General features: G+C 51.3%; 18 protein-coding genes and 5 tRNA genes. 3 read left to right on the plus strand and 20 right to left on the minus strand.

From position 1 onward, the window contains the following. Positions 1–72: 72 nt before the first annotated feature. From rplL to NEV57_RS05415, 13 genes are all read right to left on the minus strand, one after another. Positions 73–453: a 50S ribosomal protein L7/L12 gene (gene rplL, locus NEV57_RS05355; RefSeq protein ID WP_130856890.1), complete on the minus strand. Its 381-nt coding sequence runs from the start codon at positions 451–453 to the stop codon at positions 73–75. A gap of 77 nt (positions 454–530) precedes the next feature. After that, positions 531–1,049, minus strand: coding sequence for a 50S ribosomal protein L10 (gene rplJ / locus NEV57_RS05360; RefSeq protein ID WP_257657273.1), 519 nt, complete (start codon positions 1,047–1,049; stop codon positions 531–533). Between the two features lie 2 nt (positions 1,050–1,051). Then, positions 1,052–1,750, minus strand: a complete 699-nt coding sequence (rplA, locus tag NEV57_RS05365; RefSeq protein WP_257657274.1) for a 50S ribosomal protein L1 — start codon at positions 1,748–1,750, stop codon at positions 1,052–1,054. Positions 1,751–1,773: 23 nt separating this feature from the next. After that, positions 1,774–2,217 carry a 50S ribosomal protein L11 gene (gene rplK, locus NEV57_RS05370; RefSeq protein ID WP_257657275.1) on the minus strand — a complete coding sequence of 148 codons (444 nt, stop codon included), beginning with the start codon at positions 2,215–2,217 and terminating at the stop codon, positions 1,774–1,776. Positions 2,218–2,405: 188 nt separating this feature from the next. Further along, positions 2,406–2,951 (minus strand): transcription termination/antitermination protein NusG, encoded by a 546-nt coding sequence (gene nusG, locus NEV57_RS05375; protein ID WP_257657276.1) that lies wholly within the window; start codon positions 2,949–2,951, stop codon positions 2,406–2,408. Positions 2,952–2,964: 13 nt separating this feature from the next. Then, positions 2,965–3,159: a preprotein translocase subunit SecE gene (gene secE, locus NEV57_RS05380; RefSeq protein WP_257657277.1), complete on the minus strand. Its 195-nt coding sequence runs from the start codon at positions 3,157–3,159 to the stop codon at positions 2,965–2,967. A 16-nt stretch (positions 3,160–3,175) separates the two neighbouring features. After that, a tRNA-Trp gene (locus NEV57_RS05385) sits at positions 3,176–3,246 on the minus strand. Between the two features lie 96 nt (positions 3,247–3,342). After that, positions 3,343–4,530 carry an elongation factor Tu gene (gene tuf, locus NEV57_RS05390; protein ID WP_257657278.1) on the minus strand — a complete coding sequence of 396 codons (1,188 nt, stop codon included), beginning with the start codon at positions 4,528–4,530 and terminating at the stop codon, positions 3,343–3,345. 62 nt (positions 4,531–4,592) lie between these two features. Further along, positions 4,593–4,664 (minus strand) — tRNA-Thr (locus NEV57_RS05395). 66 nt (positions 4,665–4,730) lie between these two features. Next, positions 4,731–4,803 (minus strand) — tRNA-Gly (locus tag NEV57_RS05400). Between the two features lie 97 nt (positions 4,804–4,900). Beyond that, positions 4,901–4,981: transfer RNA gene (locus NEV57_RS05405), tRNA-Tyr, on the minus strand. 7 nt (positions 4,982–4,988) lie between these two features. After that, a tRNA-Thr gene (locus tag NEV57_RS05410) sits at positions 4,989–5,061 on the minus strand. Positions 5,062–5,233: 172 nt separating this feature from the next. Next, on the minus strand, positions 5,234–7,408 hold the full coding sequence (locus NEV57_RS05415) for an outer membrane protein assembly factor BamB family protein (RefSeq protein WP_257657279.1): 2,175 nt from the start codon (positions 7,406–7,408) through the stop codon (positions 5,234–5,236). Positions 7,409–7,579: 171 nt separating this feature from the next. On the opposite strand from NEV57_RS05415, the gene NEV57_RS05420 reads away from it, so the two are divergent. Then, positions 7,580–8,734 carry a BamA/TamA family outer membrane protein gene (locus tag NEV57_RS05420; RefSeq protein ID WP_257657280.1) on the plus strand — a complete coding sequence of 385 codons (1,155 nt, stop codon included), beginning with the start codon at positions 7,580–7,582 and terminating at the stop codon, positions 8,732–8,734. Between the two features lie 35 nt (positions 8,735–8,769). On the opposite strand, the gene NEV57_RS05425 is transcribed toward NEV57_RS05420, so the two are convergent. The 3 genes from NEV57_RS05425 to NEV57_RS05435 are packed head-to-tail and all read right to left on the minus strand — an operon-like array spanning position 8,770 to position 12,366. Next, complete coding sequence (locus NEV57_RS05425) at positions 8,770–9,519, minus strand: KilA-N domain-containing protein (protein ID WP_257657281.1); 750 nt, start codon at positions 9,517–9,519, stop codon at positions 8,770–8,772. Further along, positions 9,488–9,622, minus strand: coding sequence for a hypothetical protein (locus tag NEV57_RS05430; protein WP_257657282.1), 135 nt, complete (start codon positions 9,620–9,622; stop codon positions 9,488–9,490). The genes NEV57_RS05425 and NEV57_RS05430 overlap by 32 nt, the downstream gene beginning before the upstream one ends. A gap of 35 nt (positions 9,623–9,657) precedes the next feature. Next, positions 9,658–12,366 carry a zinc-dependent metalloprotease gene (locus tag NEV57_RS05435; RefSeq protein WP_257657283.1) on the minus strand — a complete coding sequence of 903 codons (2,709 nt, stop codon included), beginning with the start codon at positions 12,364–12,366 and terminating at the stop codon, positions 9,658–9,660. A gap of 550 nt (positions 12,367–12,916) precedes the next feature. Between NEV57_RS05435 and NEV57_RS05440 the strand changes: the two genes are divergently transcribed. Then, complete coding sequence (locus tag NEV57_RS05440) at positions 12,917–14,272, plus strand: TrpB-like pyridoxal phosphate-dependent enzyme (RefSeq protein WP_257657284.1); 1,356 nt, start codon at positions 12,917–12,919, stop codon at positions 14,270–14,272. Between the two features lie 39 nt (positions 14,273–14,311). Here the strand turns inward: NEV57_RS05440 and NEV57_RS05445 are convergent, their stop codons facing one another. Beyond that, positions 14,312–14,785 (minus strand): hypothetical protein, encoded by a 474-nt coding sequence (locus NEV57_RS05445; RefSeq protein ID WP_257657285.1) that lies wholly within the window; start codon positions 14,783–14,785, stop codon positions 14,312–14,314. 51 nt (positions 14,786–14,836) lie between these two features. Between NEV57_RS05445 and NEV57_RS05450 the strand changes: the two genes are divergently transcribed. Continuing rightward, positions 14,837–15,703 (plus strand): transglutaminase-like domain-containing protein, encoded by an 867-nt coding sequence (locus tag NEV57_RS05450; protein WP_257657286.1) that lies wholly within the window; start codon positions 14,837–14,839, stop codon positions 15,701–15,703. Between the two features lie 11 nt (positions 15,704–15,714). On the opposite strand, the gene NEV57_RS05455 is transcribed toward NEV57_RS05450, so the two are convergent. From NEV57_RS05455 to NEV57_RS05465, 3 genes are all read right to left on the minus strand, one after another. After that, a complete protein-coding gene (locus NEV57_RS05455) occupies positions 15,715–17,034 on the minus strand; it encodes a sensor histidine kinase (RefSeq protein ID WP_257657287.1) in 1,320 nt (439 codons plus the stop codon). A gap of 2 nt (positions 17,035–17,036) precedes the next feature. Beyond that, entirely contained in the window at positions 17,037–18,389 is a 1,353-nt protein-coding gene (locus NEV57_RS05460; protein WP_257657288.1) for a sigma-54-dependent transcriptional regulator, read from the minus strand. Between the two features lie 181 nt (positions 18,390–18,570). Then, entirely contained in the window at positions 18,571–19,905 is a 1,335-nt protein-coding gene (locus tag NEV57_RS05465; protein WP_257657289.1) for a TolC family protein, read from the minus strand. Positions 19,906–19,931: the final 26 nt, after the last annotated feature.

The raw sequence follows: 19,931 nt of genomic DNA on the forward strand, positions 1-19,931 counted from the left end.
CATAAATAGGAATAGACTCTGACGAAATACACGTCAGAGTCTAACCCGTTCAGGTATGTTGTATGACCTAATTTATTTGATCTCAACAACAGCTCCTGCTTCTTCAAGTTGTTTTTTCAAAGCTTCTGCTTCGTCTTTTGCAACACCGGCTTTCAATTCTTTAGGTGCGCCGTCAACCAAGTCTTTCGCTTCTTTCAGGCCAAGTCCTGTCAGGTCTTTCACCAGCTTTACAACAGCCAGTTTCTGGCCACCGGCTTCTTTCAGGATGACATCAAAGGAAGTTTTTTCCTCAGCAGCAGCAGGTGCATCACCACCTGCAGCCGGACCAGCAACAGCAACAGCTGCAGCAGCAGGCTCAATGCCATACTCATCTTTCAGGATTTGAGCTAACTCGTTAACTTCTTTTACTGTCAAGTTTACCAACTGCTCAGCAAACGCTTTTAAATCTGCCATTTTATTTTAATTTTTTGAATTACGTTTTAAAAAAATTTTAATTAATCACGCGGAATTTTTCCGTTGGGAGCCTCCGCTTAGCCCCGCTCCTGTAAAGTTTTAACCAATCCGGCCAGGGTGTTACCACCGGACTGCAGTCCGGAGATGACATTCTTGGCAGGCGACTGCAACAATCCAATGATGTCGCCGATCAATTCGTTCTTCGATTTCAGTCTGCTCAACACATCAACCTGGTTGTCTCCAATGAAGACCGCCGCATCAATGTATGCGCCTTTCAGTACCGGCTTATCGCCTTCTTTCCGAAGTTCCTTGATCAACTTGGCCGGTGCACTTCCCGTTTCTGAAAACAGCATCGTAGATGAGCCCTTCAGTACGCCGAGTAATTCTTCCGAATCCACTCCAGCTTCTGTAAGTGCTTTTCTGATCAGCGTGTTTTTCACCACCTGCATCGCAATGCCTCTATCGTAGCATTTGCGGCGGATGCCATTCACGGTAGCTACCGTCAAATCAGCAGTATCAGCAATGTAAAAATTACCGTAAGATTTAATCTGCTCGGCTAAAGCTTTAACAATTTCTTGTTTCTCTTCTCTTTTCATGATTAAATACCTGCTACTGATTTACTCTCTATTTGGATTCCCGGGCTCATGGTAGAAGAAAGGTAAATGCTCTTGAAATACGTTCCCTTTGCAGCCGATGGCTTCAACCGGGAAATCGTTTGCAATACCTCCAGGGCATTCTCATAGATCTTCTCGGGAGCGAAAGAAGCCTTACCGACCGATGTATGAATGATGCCTGTTTTGTCTACCTTGAAATCAATCTTACCGCCTTTAACGTCGGTTACTGCCTTGCCGATATCAGTTGTTACCGTGCCGGTTTTCGGATTTGGCATCAGGTTACGCGGACCGAGGATACGGCCCAGTTTACCTACTTTTGCCATCACGCTGGGCATGGTAATAATGATATCAATGTCGGTCCATCCACCCTCGATTTTGCTGATATAGTCGTCCAGTCCCACATGGTCTGCACCCGCTGCCTTTGCTTCTTCCTCCTTGTCCGGAGTACAAAGCACCAGTACGCGAACGGTCTTGCCTGTACCATGCGGTAATGTTGCGATACCGCGTACCATTTGGTTCGCTTTACGGGGATCCACGCCGAGGCGTACATCGATATCCACCGAAGCGTCAAATTTGGTATTGGTAATATCCTTCACCAGGGCTGCTGCCTCTTGTAAAGTATATGCTTTGCCAACTTCAATCTTGGATAGTGCCGCTTTCTGATTTTTTGTTAATCTTGCCACTTTCTTAAATTGATTTCGTTAAATTAATTGTTCCAGGGCGCGTTACCGCTCACCGTGATGCCCATGCTGCGTGCCGTACCGGCAACCATACGCATGGCAGACTCCACCGTGAACGCGTTCAAATCCGGCATTTTATCCTTCGCGATGGTTTCCACCTGTTCCCAGGTTACCGACCCCACTTTTTTCCGGTTAGGTTCACCGGAACCACCCTTTAACCCTGAAGCCTCAACCAACTGGATTGCAACAGGAGGGGTTTTAATGATAAAATCGAAAGATTTGTCGCTATATACCGTGATAACAACAGGCAATACTTTGCCGGGTTTATCCTGGGTACGTGCATTGAACTGCTTGCAGAACTCCATGATATTCACCCCTTTCGCACCCAAAGCAGGTCCGACTGGAGGAGATGGATTTGCAGCGCCGCCCTTCACTTGTAATTTTACTAACGCACTGACTTCTTTTGCCATTTTACGATGTTGAATTAATTAATAAATGTTTGTTAGTAAGGTGGAAGCATTATAACGTAACATTTAGATTTTGAAGCGCTTTTGTGTAAATTGCAAATGCACCCCAAAAGGAGTGCAAAGGTACAAATATTTTTCTAATCACAAAGCATTATGAAAAATATAGGCGAATTTTACCAATTCGCCTGCAATTATTCTTTCTCCACCTGGATATAGTTCAGCTCCAACGGGGTTTTACGGCCGAACACTTTTACCATGACTTTCAATTTCTTTTTCTCCTCGTTCACCTCTTCGATCTCACCGGTGAATCCATTGAACGGTCCGTCGTTGACCTTGACCAATTCGCCCACATAGAAAGGCACATTCATCAGCTCGCCCTGCTCCGACATTTCGTCTACCTTGCCGAGAATACGGTTGATCTCGGCCGGGCGCAATGGGATCGGTGTTCCGGCTTTATCACCCAGAAACCCGACAACACTATTAATATTCTTGATTACGTGCTCCAGCTCACCATCCAATGCCGCTTCCAACAGCACATATCCCGGATAAAAATTACGCTCTTTCGCTACCTTCTTCCCATCACGCATCTGGTAATATTTCTCCATAGGGATCAAAACCTGGGGTACAAGGTGGTTAATGCCCAACCGGTTTACCTCAGCCTCGATATATTGCTTAACCTTTTTCTCCTTTCCACTAACGGCCCGTACAACGTACCATTTCAGTTCTTGATCTGCCATTTTCACTCAACAATTAAGATGCAATACCGTAGAACAACTCGAGCACGCCACTTGAAGCCTTGTCCATCGCGAAAATCACCAATGCGATGATGATCGATGCCACCAACACTACGATGGCTGAACTCTGCAGTTCAGACCAAGTAGGCCAGGTGACCTTTTGGGTCATTTCGGTATACGAGTCTTTTATAAAACCAAGTACATTTGCCATGTTCTATCAAAATTTGCACGGGCACCAGGATTCGAACCCAGATCAAAGGTTTTGGAGACCTCTATTCTACCATTGAACTATGCCCGTGTGTCAGTATTTAGACACGATTAGCTAACCAGCACAGTGACTGATTAGCTAATCGTTTATAGAGAATACGCTAATCAACCCTTAACGGATTGCGTATTACTTAATAATCTCAGTCACCTGACCGGCACCTACCGTTCTGCCACCTTCACGGATAGCGAAACGAAGACCTTTTTCCATCGCGATTGCGTTGATCAGTTTTACTGTGATCGTTACGTTATCGCCAGGCATTACCATTTCCACGCCATCAGGCAACGCGATCTCGCCGGTTACGTCTGTGGTACGGAAATAGAATTGCGGACGATATTTGTTGAAGAAAGGCGTGTGACGGCCACCTTCAGCTTTTGACAATACGTAAACTTCTGCTTTGAACTCGGTGTGCGGAGTTACCGTACCGGGTTTACAGATAACCATACCCCGACGGATATCGGTTTTCTCAATACCACGCAACAGCAGACCTACGTTATCACCAGCCTCACCGTAATCCAGAATCTTGCGGAACATTTCCACACCAGTAACGGTAGACTTCAGGTTTTCAGCACCCATACCCAGGATTTCCACAGGATCTCCGGAGTTGATCACACCGCGCTCGATACGGCCGGTAGCAACGGTACCACGACCTGTGATCGAGAATACGTCTTCGATCGGCATCAGGAACGGAAGATCTGTCAACCGTGGAGGAATCGGAATGTAGTTATCCACTGCATCCATCAGCTCCATAATTTTGTCTACCCATTGCTCTTCGCCGTTCAGGCCACCCAGTGCAGAACCACGGATTACCGGAATATCATCACCAGGGTATTCGTAGAATGACAGCAACTCACGGATTTCCATCTCAACAAGATCCAACAGCTCAGGGTCGTCCACCAAGTCAACTTTATTCATGAAAACCACCAGGGCAGGTACACCTACCTGACGGGCCAACAGGATGTGCTCACGGGTTTGCGGCATCGGACCGTCCGTAGCAGCAACCACGATGATCGCACCGTCCATCTGCGCAGCACCAGTAACCATGTTTTTCACATAGTCAGCGTGACCCGGACAGTCAACGTGTGCATAGTGACGGTTTGCAGTTTGGTATTCAACGTGTGATGTATTGATGGTAATACCCCGCTCTTTTTCTTCGGGCGCAGAGTCAATCGAGTCGAAAGACCGTGCTTCTGAAAGCCCCTTATCTGCCAATACTTTGGTAATCGCTGCGGTAGTTGTCGTTTTCCCGTGGTCAACGTGACCGATTGTACCGATATTCAAGTGCGGCTTACTGCGGTCAAATTTCTCTTTTGCCATGTTTATGCGAATTAGTAATTTAAAATTTTATTGTATTTGAATAATTGTATGTTACTCTTACGAGCCAATGATGGGACTTGAACCCATGACCTCTTCCTTACCAAGGAAGTGCTCTACCGCTGAGCTACATCGGCTTGTGCCTATAACTAAACTCCGCCAATACACTGCTGTGACTTGACAGAGCTGGTTAACACATTAAGAGCGGAAGACGGGTCTCGAACCCGCAACCTATAGCTTGGAAGGCTATCGCTCTACCAATTGAGCTACTTCCGCTTTTTTATTTTGCCTTATTTTTATTCGAGCCTGCCCGGCTTTCTGGGCCTCGAAACTGCGACCGGCAGCCCGATCAATCGGGCTACCTTTGCAGGAGTGGGGGGAGAAGGATTCGAACCTTCGAAGCCGAAGCAACGGATTTACAGTCCGTCCCATTTGACCGCTCTGGAATCCCCCCAACTTAGAGCCCCCTGCCGGGATCGAACCAGCGACCTACTGATTACAAGTCAGTTGCTCTACCAGCTGAGCTAAGGAGGCAAAATATTTCAAAAAAACGTCTATTCCCACATGTCCCGCTCTTCTCCCGACTACTTGATTACAAGTTGGTTCAAGCGCCCTTAGCACCCTTCGCTTTAGGGACTGCAAAGATATACAAACTTGAATGAATTCAAAAAAAATTTAGAAAAATCAATTCATGCGTCGCGACGGATTATTCCGGTAGGGCAAAGGCAACATAGGAATCACCCGACTTAGCTCCCAATTTCCCTCCCCCGCATGCGATAACCACGTATTGCTTGCCATTTACTTCGTATATAGCCGGTGTGGCAAATCCAGCAGCCGGCAGGGCTGTTTCCCATAGGAGCGCGCCTGTACGCTTATGGAAAGCCCTGAATTTCCCGTCCTTGGTTGCCCCGATAAACAGCAGTCCGCCCGCGGTTACCGCGGGACCGCCGTAGTTCTCCGTTCCGGTCGTTTCCACTCCCCTGGACTGCAGCTCCGCGTCTTCGCCGAGCACTGTCTTCCATACCAGTTCCCCGGTATGGAGATCGATGGCATTCAGCGTGCCCCACGGCGGCGCGATTGCCGGTTTCCCCGATGTGCTCAAAAACCGGTTATATCCCGATATGTTGTACGGAATCCGGCGAAAGGCCTCTATCGGTGTCGGCTTCCTTTTTTCAAAAGGCATATCGGCCGCCGGCCCGGCACCAAGCACATACGCGGTAATGGCGGCCTGCTCCTCCGCTTCCAGGTGGCGGAATGCCGGCATCATCCCCCGGCCGGCCCCGATAAATTCAGTGAACGCCTTTGGCGTATACCGCTCCGCAACGCCCGCAAGCGAAGGATAGTTCCCGCTTCCCTTCCGGTCGGCACCATGGCAGGCCATGCAGTGCTGCTGGTACAGGGCCCTGCCTGCTTCCCCATAGGTAACGGTTTTCTGCTCCGCCTCATCCACATCCCACATTTCCATCACCCAGGCCATCTCATTGGCGTTTACGTAGAGCATCCCCGTCGTTGGGTCCACGGCCGGACCTCCCCACTCGGCACCGCCATCAAAACCCGGAAAGATCACGGTTCCCTGGCGGGACTGGGGCGTGAACAGGCCGTCCGATTTATACGACCGCAGCCGTTGCCGCACTTCTTCATATTCTTCCTCCGATAAATGCGGGTTGATGTCCTTTTCCGTGAATGACTGTCGCACAAACGGGGCAGGTTTCTGCGGAATGGGCTGCGTAGGCCACAGCTTTTCCCCCACCAGTTCCGTAACGGTATCTACCGGTGTTTCGCTGATCGGAAAAAGTGATTTGCCGGTTTCCCGGTCAAACAGAAACACAAAACCGGTTTTCGTTGTCTGGGCCACCGCATCGATCTCCGTCCCGTTATGATTCACGGTCAGCAGCACCGGTGCCGACGATGGATCCCAGTCCCAGGTATTGTGGTGGATGTATTGGAAATACCAGCGCAGCTCCCCTGTTGCCGCGTCCAATGCCAGCAGGCAGTCGGTATACAGGTTGGAGCCCGTCCGCTTCCCGCCGTAGAAATCCATGGCGGCCGAGCCGGTGGGGGCATATATGATTCCCCGGTCGTGGTCGATGGTCATCCCCATCCAGTTGTTTCCCCCGCCCGTCCATTTCAGCATTTCCTGGTCGTCCCAGGTCTCCGAGCCCGGCTCGCCCGCCCGCGGGATGGTACGGAATGTCCAGGCAATTTCACCCGTACGGACATCGTAGGCCCGGATGTGTCCCGGGGCCGCGTCCATGGCCTCCGATACGCGCGTACCGGATATCACCAGGTTCTTGTACACCGACGGAGGTGAGGTATTGGTAATGAAAAGATCGGCGAAGTCCGCACCCAGTCCATCGTGCAGGTCTTTCCTGCCATGCACCCCGAAAGTCTCGACCGGCTTGCCGGTCTTGGCATCAACTGCATGCAGGAACGGGCCCGCACAGTAAAAAATGCGGCTGTTGCCCGCGTCGTCGCTCCAGTAAGCGACACCCCGGTTGTTGTTTAATCCGAAATCCGCCGGACGGTCAGCATCCTCCCCGAAGGGCGCATACACCCATTTTTCCCTGCCCGTCGCCGCATCAATGGCAAAGAGGTTCAGCTGGGGCGAAGTACCGTAGAGCACACCATCTACCATAATGGGGTTACATTGGATCTGGGAACCTGCCGCGGTATCGGCGTCGCCGGTATGGTATTCCCATGCCACCGTAAGCAGGTGCACGTTGCCCGTGTCGATCTGAGTGAGCGCCGAGTACTTATTTCCCGTCGCATTACCTCCCGCGGTTTCCCAGCCTGCAAAATGAAGGTTTTGGCCACGGTTGCACGCACAGCATGCAGCGAATACAGAACCGGCCATCAAGAGGTTGCTAATGTATTTATTCATGAAATTACCCATTCCGGGGGAGTGTAATGTTTAAACTGGCTGCGCAAGCGCGCTAATCCAAAGAAAGGAATATTCGGACATAATTCCAAATAGCGTCCCGAAGCCGGCACAAAAACATACCATTAGCGGGGATTCTTCGGGAATCCGTATCTTCGCTGCACAAAATTCACTATGGGTATCGCACCACGTTTCTTCATCAGTATAATGTTTTGCACGCTGTTGCTGCCCGCGGCAGCGCAGGAAAAGAAAAGCCTGTGGGACCACAAGCTGATCAAGCGCTTCATCTCGTCCGAAAAGGACAGCAGCCGGTCAGCGGGTTTCGTAGCCGTACCGGCGCTGGGGTATGCCCCCGAGACCGGGCTGGAGTTCGGTCTGGCCGGTGTATATAATTTTTACCTCAACAAAGCCGACACCACAATCCGCACCTCGAACGCTACGTTTGTCGGCACATTCACCACCGAGCGGCAGACCAACCTCAAACTGGAGTCCGATATCTGGACCACCGGCAACCAATACCATTACAGCAGCGAGCTGCGTTTCCGTAATTTCCCGTTCAATTATTATGGGCTCGGAAATGCTACAAATCATGCCGACGAGGACGTGCTGGTCCTGCGGCTTATCCGTATCCGGCTGGAAGGCGAACGCAGGCTGGCGCCCCATTATTATGCGGGACTGAATTTTGCGTTTGAGGACTACGGATTCAGCGATAAGGAACCCGGCGGAATTTACGGCACACAGGTGCCTGTCGGACACAGCGGGGGTACCCACGTTGCCGTGGGCATTTCCCAGTCGTATGATACGCGTAACATTAATACTTACACTACCAAAGGTTATTATGCCCACCTGAAATATGCTTATTCGCCGGGACTGTGGGGTGGCGACAGTTTCAAGGGAAGCCTGCTCGAGACCGACCTTCGGGCATTTTATCCGCTGACCGGCTCCCTCACGCTCGGACTGAATGCCATTTACAAAACGACCATCGGATCCCGCATCCCCTTCTATGTATACCCCGAGCTCGGAGGCGATATGATGATGCGCGGTTACTACACCGGGCGGTACCGCGACCGCAGCCTGCTGGCGGGGCAGGCTGAATTCCGCTACCGCTTCCATCCGCGGATCGGCGTAGCGGCATTTGCCGGAACGGGATCAACTTACCGGGACGGACTTCAGAACGCCCGCTTTATTCCCTCCTATGGCGGCGGGGTCCGTTATTTCTTCGACCTCGAACACAACAGCAGTATCCGTCTGGAATACGGTGTGGGTGAAAAACGCCCCGGAGAGAAACGCCAGGGCGGATTTTATTTGTCGTTGAGCGAGGCTTTTTAGATTAAAGCACGATGTATCTGAAACAATAGTCTGTTCTATCTCAATTTTTTAATGCTACTGTTTTCTAACAGTGACTTCATTTGTATAATAGCTACTCGGTTTAACTCTTTTAATCTACTAGTCTGTGATAGCCCTTTTCTGATCAACAGCGCGTTAATACTTTCCAGATTACTGAGTCTGATCAACAGCGCGTTAATACTTTCCAGATTACTGAGTACAACCAGCTGTTCAATGGTCGCTTCATCACGAACATTCCCTTTTGCTTTGGGATTCTGTTCCCTCCATTCTTTCGATGTTATGCCAAAGAGCGCGACGTTCAATAGGTCAGCTTCATTAGCATAGACAAAACTCGCTTGTTGTTTTGTGATTTCTTTGGGTATCAGGTTTTCTTTGATTGCATCGGTATGGATACGGTAGTTGACTTTGGCCAACGTGCGTTGGAAATTCCATTCTAATCTGGACTGCTTGCTTTCAGTTTCTTTTAGGCGTTGAAATTCTTTTATCAGATAGATTTTGAATTGTGGACTGATCCACATCCCAAATTCAAAAGCAATATCAGGGTGCGCATAAGTCCCTCCGTATCTACCGACAGCTGCTTTTATCCCAACAGCATTAGTTTTTTTAACCCACTCTTTTACACTTAGTTTATAACTGTTCAGGCCTGCCTGACTTTTAATTATGGCAAATTCGCCATAATTAAAATCAGGATTATAGACACCTTCCCAAATCCCAAGATATTCAACGGTATTCCGGTTACGAAGCCAATCCGAAATAAAAATCACCATCTTTTGCTTTGAGCATGTCTGTCAGAGAAATATATTCTTTCCCTTTGTCAAGGATAATACTAATCTCCTTACCTTCAACCTCAATTTTCTTGTTCTTTGCCATGATATCAGGTTTATTGATAGGATTGATTAATTAAGCTACCCCCCATGTACCGATAACGTCCGGTCAATCAGAAACACCAAATGCTTCCGGTGCGCTGCCGACTGCGGATCGGAACCTCCGGCACCGTCCAGTTTGGTCCGGATTTCCATCAGCGCGGCGAACGATGCCGACTTGCTGGCATAATCATACCCGCCCGTAGCTTCCAGGATGCTTTTCAGTGCATTTACATAAACCGTCTGGAGGTTCTGGCGCACCAGGCTGACTTCGCCCTGAAGGTCTGCATCAAATATGTTCGATGTCAGGTCGTGCATCACCTCAGCTACCGAATAATCATTGCCATACAGGCTACTGTTGTTGATACGAGACAACGTGCTGGGATGCAATATGTGGGAAAGGGTGGTCGTTTGCAGCGAACGGAACGTATTCTGTGGCTTGTAATCTTCCGTTGTGCTGAAAAAATTAAAGCCGCGGCGCTGGGGTTGCAGGTAAGGGAACAACGGGTAGTCCACCGTAAACGCATCGGGGGCATAAATGTAGCGGCCCAATAATTCCATGGCTTTCTTCTGGGTTTCCAATGGTACCGGTGTGTAGGGTTGGGCGTCCGTCTCCTGTCCCACGAAACTGCGATCCACATATACCCCGCCGATATAACGGCTGATGGCGTTGGCCATATCCGCACGCTGGCGGTTGAGCTGGCCGTACCGCAGCAGCAATTCCTGATACCCCTGGTCCGGGTGGCTGAACCGCGCTTTTAACAGCACCATCATATCGTTGACCAGCAACAGCCGCTCCTCACCATAAGCCATCATGTCATTGGAAAGGTCATTGACATTGACCCGCGGGTCAATAGCCTTGCCCGGACTGCGCATATCATCGGCATCGTTTCCGAAAGCCAGTTTCGGGTCGGTGCTCCGCGCCAGGATGCGGTGAAGCCCCGCTTCTTCTGTTTCCGGGGAAAAGGGGGTATACCCATATTCAATTGCCCAGATATCATACGGTCCGGCTTTCGTCGTGTAATAATCGCCCTGCCGGCTGCGGTCGCGGCTCACATTGATGGCCGGGTAGTCCATGACCGAACCCTGTAACCCAAGCTTATGGGTCAACTTCATATCGTGCAGCTGTTCCGGACTGAGCATCTGGCTCGCCCGCATGTTGTGGTTAAGGCCAAGGGTATGGCCCATTTCGTGCATAATCAGGTAATATAGGAATTGTTTATGCATTTCCCGGACAGTTTCGGCCCGGCGTTCCGCAGTCAGCTCCGCATCCAACGTTTCCACGGCCACCAATCCGGTCTGGAATTGCAGGCTCAGCTCATTACCTATCCGGCACAGCAAGGCCGGGTTTGGCGGCCCCTCCGATATCGCTTGTTCCTGCGGTGAAACCGCCTGTTCCGGATGCGCCCAGGATGGTGCTACGGCCGGGATTCCACCATTAAACAAGTAGTCGTATACCGGCGTTCCCGCACCGGTCTTCCATTCCACGGTAATATCTGCCCCCATGATCTGTCCGGTCAGCGGGTTGAAGAAACTCGGGCCAATGGCACCGTAACTTGGCTTAGCGGACGATTTCCAGCGGATCACATTGTAAGCAACATCCGCGGGATCCCAGGTAGCTGTGTCAGGCATCTCCTTCATCACAATCGCATTGCGGAAACCTGCGGCTTCAAACGCCTCGTTCCACTTTTCTCCTGCCTCCTTGATAATCGGGCGGTATTCCAGCGGTGTGGTGTTCTCAATCCAGAATACGATCGGCTCCACCGATTCGCTGATCCGGGCATCGGGGTTTTTCTTCTCCAGGTGCCAGCGGCTGATGAAGTCGCGGTACGGGGTAGCGGAAATGGATGTCAGGTCGTCGACCTGCGCACCGAAGTAACCCACACGGGGGTCATCCCGCCGTGGACGGTAGCTGTTTTCAGGCACAGCCAGAAAAGAATGCTGCATCCGGACAGTTACATAACGCGCATCCGTGATGTCCTTCCCCCCACCGTTCAGCGGCGCGGGGTTCTCGTATGCCAACCGCACCACAATATCCGTATTGCCGGGAAATGAACGCACCGTATCGTAACTCGACTTCGAGGTGCTCAGGCTGCCGAGGTTAAACACGGTTGCCGGTGATGTGCCCGGCGGAATCACCGGTTTCACGGCATCCAGCTTATTGCTGATGAACAGGCCATCGATCGGGATGAGGTAGCCCGTGCTGTCAGAGGCAGCAATTTTCTCCGAATGAAAAATGGCTTCTGCAACGTCGGCATTAGCGGCCTTGCTCACCGGATTGGCCGGGTCATAATAGAAAGCGGTGTTTTTCCGTAGGAATTCGATCTTGTCCTGGTTCCTGCGGATACTGAACAGCCACGTTTCACGGATCATGTTTTCATTGAGGTACAGCTCGTTGGGTCCGCCCATGGAAAAGCTTTGGTAAATAAAATCCCTGTCCAGCTGGTCCTTGGCGACGTAAAGCTGCAGGCTGGATGTTGCGGTATCGCGGTATAACGTAAACAGCCCTTCGATTTTTCGGCTCGACTTTACCTTATCGGCAATGGTGGGTTTTTCCTCTTTTTGCTTTTTCGCATCAGTCGTATCTCTTTTCGCGGTATCGGTTACGACAGTCGTGTCCGGCTTGCGTTTCAACGTATCGGTAACCAGCGTATCCATTCCGCCGGATGTTCCCCCGATCCCGCCTGCAAAAGCAGCGCATACCAGTGGACTGATTAGAAGCAACAACGCTGACCATTTTTTTATTTTCATGATGACCATTCCTTTCGCTATTTTTTATTTTTTTAGGTTTCCGTCCGGTTGACGAATGCAAATATAGTGAAAGATCTTTTCGGGCAAATCGCATCGGCCGCACAACGGTGCAGAGGCCGATATAAAATGATTTCATTTTTGCCTTTTTGTTGTAATTTATTCAATATCATCCGGTTCTTTCAAAAAAATCATTTATTGGATACGGTATTTGACCGATGATTTAATAAAAATGAACAACATCGGATTTTGATCGGCTTTTCATCAGGATGACCTCCAGATTTCATCGTACCTGTTTCGAAATGAATCCGCGGTAAGTCCACCATGAGTCCACGGTGAGTCCACGTTTTTCCGACAAAACCCGGACACACCGCGCAGGCAATGCAGCTGCACCGTCCATGGATATTGTAGCAGGGCCGACCCATATCCGAACCGGCCGCCTACGTTGCCAGGCCCGCACCGGACCAGCCGCAAAACAATTTTCGCACACCCGAAGCAAAGTCGGCCAAAGTTCATTAGCTTAGTCCCCGTACACCTAACTCGTTATAAACTTATGGAAAAGAAGATTCTCCTGAATGAGCGTGATATGCCCACGCAATGGTATAATATTGTGGCTGATATGCCCAACAAGCCACTCCCGCCACTGCATCCGGCCACCAAGCAACCGGTGGGTCCGGATGATCTGGCACCGTTATTCCCCATGGAACTCATCAAACAGGAAGTGGCTACGGCGCCGTATATCGATATACCGGAAGAAGTACAGCAAGCCTACCGCATCTGGCGGCCTACGCCCCTGGTTCGGGCAACCAACCTGGAAAAGGCGCTCGGTACGGACTGCAAAATCTACTTTAAATACGAAGGAACAAGCCCCAGTGGCTCGCACAAGCCCAACACCGCAATTCCCCAGGCGTACTACAATAAGCAGGAAGGCGTAAAACGCATCATCACTGAAACAGGTGCCGGCCAGTGGGGCACGGCATTGAGTTTCGCCTGCAGCCACTTCGGCATTGACTGTGAAGTCTATATGGTACGGATCAGTTTCGACCAGAAGCCTTACCGCAAAATCCTGATGAATACGTTCGGCGCTAAGGTATATGCCTCCCCTACCAGTAACACGCAGGCCGGCCGGAATGCCCTCGCCGCCAACCCCAATACACCCGGGAGCCTGGGCCTGGCAATATCCGAGGCCATCGAGGTCGCCGTGGGCGACGGACAGACCAAATACGCGCTAGGCTCGGTGCTCAACCACGTCCTGCTCCACCAAACCATTATCGGGCAGGAAGCCAAAAAGCAGCTGGAATATACCGGGGATTATCCGGATATCATCATCGCGCCGTTGGGCGGCGGCTCCAATTTCGCGGGCATCTCCTTTCCGTTCCTGAAAGACAAGATCGCGGGGAAACCCCTGCGCTGCGTCGCCGTGGAACCGGCCTCGTGTCCGAAACTGACCAAGGGGAAGTTTATGTATGATTTCGGCGACACCCAGGGATATACGCCGCTGCTCCCCATGTATACGCTGGGACATACCTTTACCCCCGCCGCAATTCACGCGGGTGGCTTACGCTACCACGGCGCCAGTGTGCTCTGCAGCCAATTGCTGAAAGACGGACTGATCGAAGCACAGGCTATCCAGCAGCTGGAATGCTTCGAAGCCGGTGTCCTGTTCGCCAAGGCCGAGGGTATCGTACCCGCTCCCGAAGCCAACCATGGCATCGCGCAGGTGATCCGGGAGGTCAATAAGGCCCGCGAAGAAGGTGTATCAAAAACCATCCTCTTCAACCTCTGCGGCCATGGTTTTGTGGATATGGCAGCCTACCAGGATTACTTCGACGGCAAACTACAAAATCATACGTTTACGGATGCCGAACTAACCGCAGAACTGGCCAGCCTGGAAGCGCTGCAGCCCTAATGGACTACCGGGCCGGCGAATGGCCAGCCAACGCTTCGGCTAACGGATCCGGAAATGCTCCCGTGCCTGGCCGGAGCGGAAAAAAACCAGCTGCACCCGGAAGAGATCGACCGTGACGGTCACTTCCGGGCGTGCCTTGATAGATTGCCAGAGCAGTTTTGCCTTTGCATTCCGATAGCTATCGGTAAGCAGCAGTACGCTGCCGGAATGAAGTTTTGGCCACAGCGCCCGAAGCCCATCGGCAGTCTCCCCGGCATCACGCCCGGTAGCCAAAACGAAATCCAGCGGTTCGGGTGCCGGACCGCTGCCCGGTTCATATACCTCCCGGGGCCTGAAATGGTCGACCAGCCGCGCGACCAGCCGCACGACCCGGTCGCGGGATTCCCCCGGCTGACGCCTGGCATAGATCACTTCATCAACCAGCCGGTACACAAAAGGCGAATGAGTGCCATGCCGCGTATTGGCGGTCAGCAAATGCTGCACGTAATCCAGGTAAAACCGGGCGCTTTTCATGCGGACAAATATGTGGATTTTTTCTAATCCATATTTTGTAACTTTGTCTTAATGGATAATAAAGAGTTAGATTCGTTAATCAGGCTGCTGGACGATCCGGACTCGGAAGTTTTCGAGCACGTAGAACAGCGGTTGCTCACCATGGGCCCGGAAGTCATCTCCCAGCTGGAGTCGGTGTGGGAGCAGTCTTTTGATGTGCTGCTCCAGACACGGATCGAAAACCTGATCCACAAGATCCAGTTCAAGGATGTGCTGGAGGAGCTGGAGCTGTGGCGGCTGAGCGGTTCATTCGATCTTTTGCAGGGGCTCACCATTGTCAACAAGTACCAGTACCCCGATGTGGATGAACAGAAAATCATCAACCAGATCGAAGCCATTAAAAGGGACGTATGGCTGGAAATGATTTACAGCATGAGTGCGGTGGAAAAAGTGCGCTTGCTGAATAATGTCCTGTATAATGGATATGGTTTCTCCGGAAACACCAGTAATTACCACGACCCGCAGAATTCTTACATCAGTCAGGTACTTGAAAGCCGCAAGGGCAACCCCATCCTGCTTTCGTGCGTTTACAGCATCATTGCCCAGAAACTGGACATTCCCATTTACGGGGTAAACCTGCCAAAGCATTTTATCCTGGCCTACACGGAAGACCATACCCCCGTTGAGAATAAGAACGGTGTGCTGTTTTACATTAACGCCTTTAACCGGGGCCAGATTTTTGGACGGCACGATGTAATCGCTTTTCTCAAGCAGCTTAATTTAACGCCCAATGACGATTTTGTGCTGCCCTGCAGCAATTTGGACATCATCACCCGGGTGCTGCGCAACTTATCCACTTCCTATGCCCAGGCCAGCAATGCCAGCAAGCAGGCGGAAATTGACCAGCTGTTGGACGTGCTGACGGCGGACGAGGTATAGTGGACAGTTACCTAAAACACAAGCGTAAACACACTGCCTTCCCCTTCTTTGCTGTCGACGAGTATATTGCCACTGTGCAATAGCATGATCTGTTTGCTCAGCGTGAGGCCGATGCCGCTTCCGTTTTTCCGGGTGGTAAAGAAAGGGATAAAGATGTTCTCCAACAGATCAGGGGGAATACCTTTGCCATTGTCCTGCACCTTGATATAAGCCCGTTCGTTCTTCCGTGACGCACTGAGACTGATATACGGAAATTTCGTCGTGCTCACGGCTTCAATGGCATTGATCAGCAGGTTGATCAGCACCTGTTCGATCAGGTCGACATCCAGGTCAAGTTCCAGCTTGGTATCTTTGAGAATAATATCAAGTTCGATGTTTTTCTGCATCAGCGTCGGTTCCATCAGCTGGTAAAGATTTTCGAACACATCGGCAATCTGCACCCGGCTGGTATTCAGTCGGTCGATCCGGTTGAGCGACCGGTAAGTACCGGCGAACTTAAGCAACCCTTCGCTCCTTCCCCGGATGGTCTGCACGCCGACACGGATATCTTCGAGCTCCTCACTCTGCGGCATCTGCTGCAGCCTGTTTTTCAGGGTATCGGCCAGCGACGATATCGGTGCAATGGAATTCATGATCTCGTGGGTAAGCACACTCAACAGCTTCTGCCAGGCTTTTGACTCGGTCTCATCAATGGTTTCGTTGACGTTCTGATAGGTGATCAGCCGGTAGCTGCCTTCGGCGGTCTGAAAATCCCGCGCATAGAGCAGCACCTTTAGGTTTCCGCCCGCCGCCGGCAGCGTTTGCAGCAAAGCGTTTCCGATGACCAGATCAACGGTCTGCCGGTAAAGTTCTGGATTCCGCTTTTCCAGCGCCGAAAAATCGTGGAGGTGGGGAATGGCAAAAAGGTCACGGAAGGCTTTATTCATCCAGATGACCTTGCCGGAATTTTTATCGTATGACAGGATGGCCGTACCCACAATATCCAGGATCTGTTGCAGGTATTGGTATTGGATTTCCCTGTCGCTGCTTATTTTCCGCAGTATGGCGTTTACATTGTTGAACGCCTCGTACATCGGCCTCAATTCCGCAGACATGCCCTGGGTGCGGAATACGCGGGTAAAGTCCCGGTATTTTGCGGCTTCGGCAAATTCATCAAGTTCCCGGTAAATACGCCATTGCGCACGAAAATTGATCACAAACAGCCAAATACATACAAGCGCTACCAGAAGTGCCAGCCAGTAGTTGGCCTGCACAAGCAAATAAAGGAGTACGCCCAGTGCGATGAATAACGCCAGGCCCCGCCACAGCATCAAGCGCCTGATTGCCTTCATGATCAGATATCGTATTTGTTGAGCCGCCTGTACAGCGCTGCGCGGGTGATTCCCAGCTCCCTTGCCGCCTTGGTGATATTACCATTATGCTTATCGACCACATTCCGTATGGTTGCGCGTTCAAGTTCACCTAAATTATGCGCTGCCTCGGCGACTTCAGCTGGTGCGCTGCCGGGTTTGTTTTCTATCGGAGAAAAGATAATGTCGGCCGGTGTAAGCAATTCCTGCTCGGCCATGATGACTGCGCGTTCCATGCTGTACTGAAGCTCCCGTACATTGCCTGGATAGTGATAGGTCAACAATTTCTGGCAGGCTGCTTCACCCAGTTTTACTTCGGGTTTCAGGTATTTGGCTGCATATTTTTTCAGGAAATGATTCGCAATCAGAACGATATCCTCCCCGCGTGCCCGAAGAGGCGGCACCTGGAGCTCCACCGTATTAATCCGGTAGATGAGGTCGCGCCTGAACCGGCTTTCATCGGCCAGTGTCTCCAGTGGCACGTTCGTGGCGCAGAGCAGCCGGATATCCACCGGCACCGGGCTGTTGCTTCCCAGCGGCACCACCTGCCGGTTTTGGAGGGCGGTCAGCAGCTTAGCCTGCTGGCGCAGGGGAATGTTGCCGATTTCATCGAGGAACAGCGTTCCTGCGTTGGCCGCCTCAAACCGGCCTTCCCGGTCGTCACGGGCATCGGTGAATGCCCCCTTTTTATGCCCGAACAATTCACTTTCGAACAGCGTGTCGGTAAGCGAGCCCACATCTACCTTGACATAGGGTTTCTCCGCCCGCATGGATTGGGTATGTATTGCGGCCGCGATCAGGTCCTTGCCGGTGCCGTTTTCGCCAAGGATCAGGATATTGGCATCGGTGGGTGCTATTTTTTTTATTTTGTAGAACAGTTCCTGCATGATGGCCGATTCCCCGATCAGTTCCATCGGCGGGGCCACCGAAACCGGTTTGGCGGATTTGCCCTTCTTCTGGTTCGCGAGCGTTTCTTCGATGATGGCCATCAGCTGCTCGTTCTGCCAGGGTTTTACCACGAAGTCCACCGCACCCTGTTTGAGCGACCGTACGGCCAGGTCAATAGCGCCGTAGGCCGTAATCAGGATCACGGGAAGCTGCGGCTTTAATGCATTGACCCGGTTGAGCCAGTACAGCCCTTCGTTCCCTGTGTTAATGGCGCTTTTGAAATTCATATCCAGCAGCATCAGGTCTACGTCGTTCCGGCTTAACAGTGTAGGGATATTTTCGGGATTGTACTCGGTGATGACTTTCTTTACCCGGTTTTTCAGCAGTAAGGTTACTGCGGTGAGTAAATCCCGGTCGTCATCTACTACTAAAATGGTTGCATTTTTCACGGTATATGTATTAGGTAAGTCCGGAATCTTATTCCATTTTTATCAAAACTACTATAAAATATCCATGCTGACGCGGGTCAACCCTACTTTTTTATTCGTAAGCCCACAAGATTTAAGGCGACATGAAAACGGAACGAAAGACCGGTGCTTCTATCTATAGCGGAATGCGCCGGCCGTCTACCTAAAACTGCAGGTTCCCACTGTAATAATCGATCATCAGCTGCCGCATGATCCATTCGTATTTCGAGATGAGGAGCCTGGCGTTGGTCGTATCCATTTTATTCTTGGCGATCAGAAAGGGAACTGAATCAATATCGCCCGCCTCAAACCTAATTTCCGCAATCCGGTATGAAGCGCTGAAACTGGCGGATTCCTCGACGAGGTTATTGTAGCTGTCCTTGGCCAGTGCCAGGTCGAAGATCGCCCGGTCTGTCTGCTGCCGCAGCGCATTTCGCTGGTTTTCCTCCAGGTATTCGGCATTGGACACCGCCAGCTTGGCACGTGCCACATTATTCCGGGTGGTTAACCCGTTGAGCAGCGGGATGGATAGGGTGAACTGCAAATACCGGCCCAGGTTATTCTGCATCTGACGGCCATAAGACAGGTTCTCATTGCCCGAATAATTGCTTTCGAAGCCGGCACCGACCTTCAGGGATGGAAAATAAACAGAACGGGCTACTTTCAGTGCAACACTGGCCTCTTTTGCCCGTAATGCAGCGGCCCGAATGGCAGGCAGCGTATTTACCGCATAATCGTAAAGCTGTACATTGTCAGCGGGCTGCGGGTCGGCCAGCAGCTCCTCGCCCAACGGACGGATTTCAACCGCACTTCCCGGCGGCAGATTCAGCAGGTTGGCCAGCGCCACGCGGCTATTGTTGCAGCTGATGAGCAAATCATTAACAGCAGTCTGGTCGGCCATATATTGTCCCTTGAGGTCGTAATAATCACCCGGATTGATGGCTCCTTTTTCATGCTGTATGGTTGCCTGATTCAGCTTTTGCTCGGTTACCGCCGCATTCAGCTCGGCCTGTTTCAGCATATCCTGCGCAGTAAGCAGCTGCACATATGCAAGCATGACATCCAGTTTTACCTGGTCCTGGACATTGTTGTTTTCCATTTCTGTTGCCTGCAGGGCGATGGCCTGCTGGCGGATGTTGCGGAGTGTACCCAGTCCGTCAAACAGTGTCAATGAACTGCTGATATTCTGGTTGCCTGCGGTAAACCGCCGCTCGATATACTGGTTGGTGGTCGGGTCGATCCGCCGGCCCTGGCTGAGCGAATGGCCCAGCGTGGCGTTCAGGCTGGGCAGCTGGTTCTGCCAGGCTTGCCGCCGGTCAATTTCCGCCTGCTCAATCAGCAGCCGGCTCTGCTGGGCGTTGATGTTCTGCTGGAGTGCAAGCGCGATGCATTGTTCCAGGCTTAAGGTATCCACATCGGCGACCTGGCTTCTGGCTGCGGAAAAAACCAGGCATAAGCAACTGATCAGGGTAAAACTATATAAATGATAACGTTTCATTGTTTATTTACTTTGCTCCTATCCTT

The sequence above is a fragment of the Parapedobacter lycopersici genome, assembly GCF_024643285.1.
GTDB classification, from domain to species: Bacteria; Bacteroidota; Bacteroidia; order Sphingobacteriales; family Sphingobacteriaceae; genus Parapedobacter; species Parapedobacter lycopersici.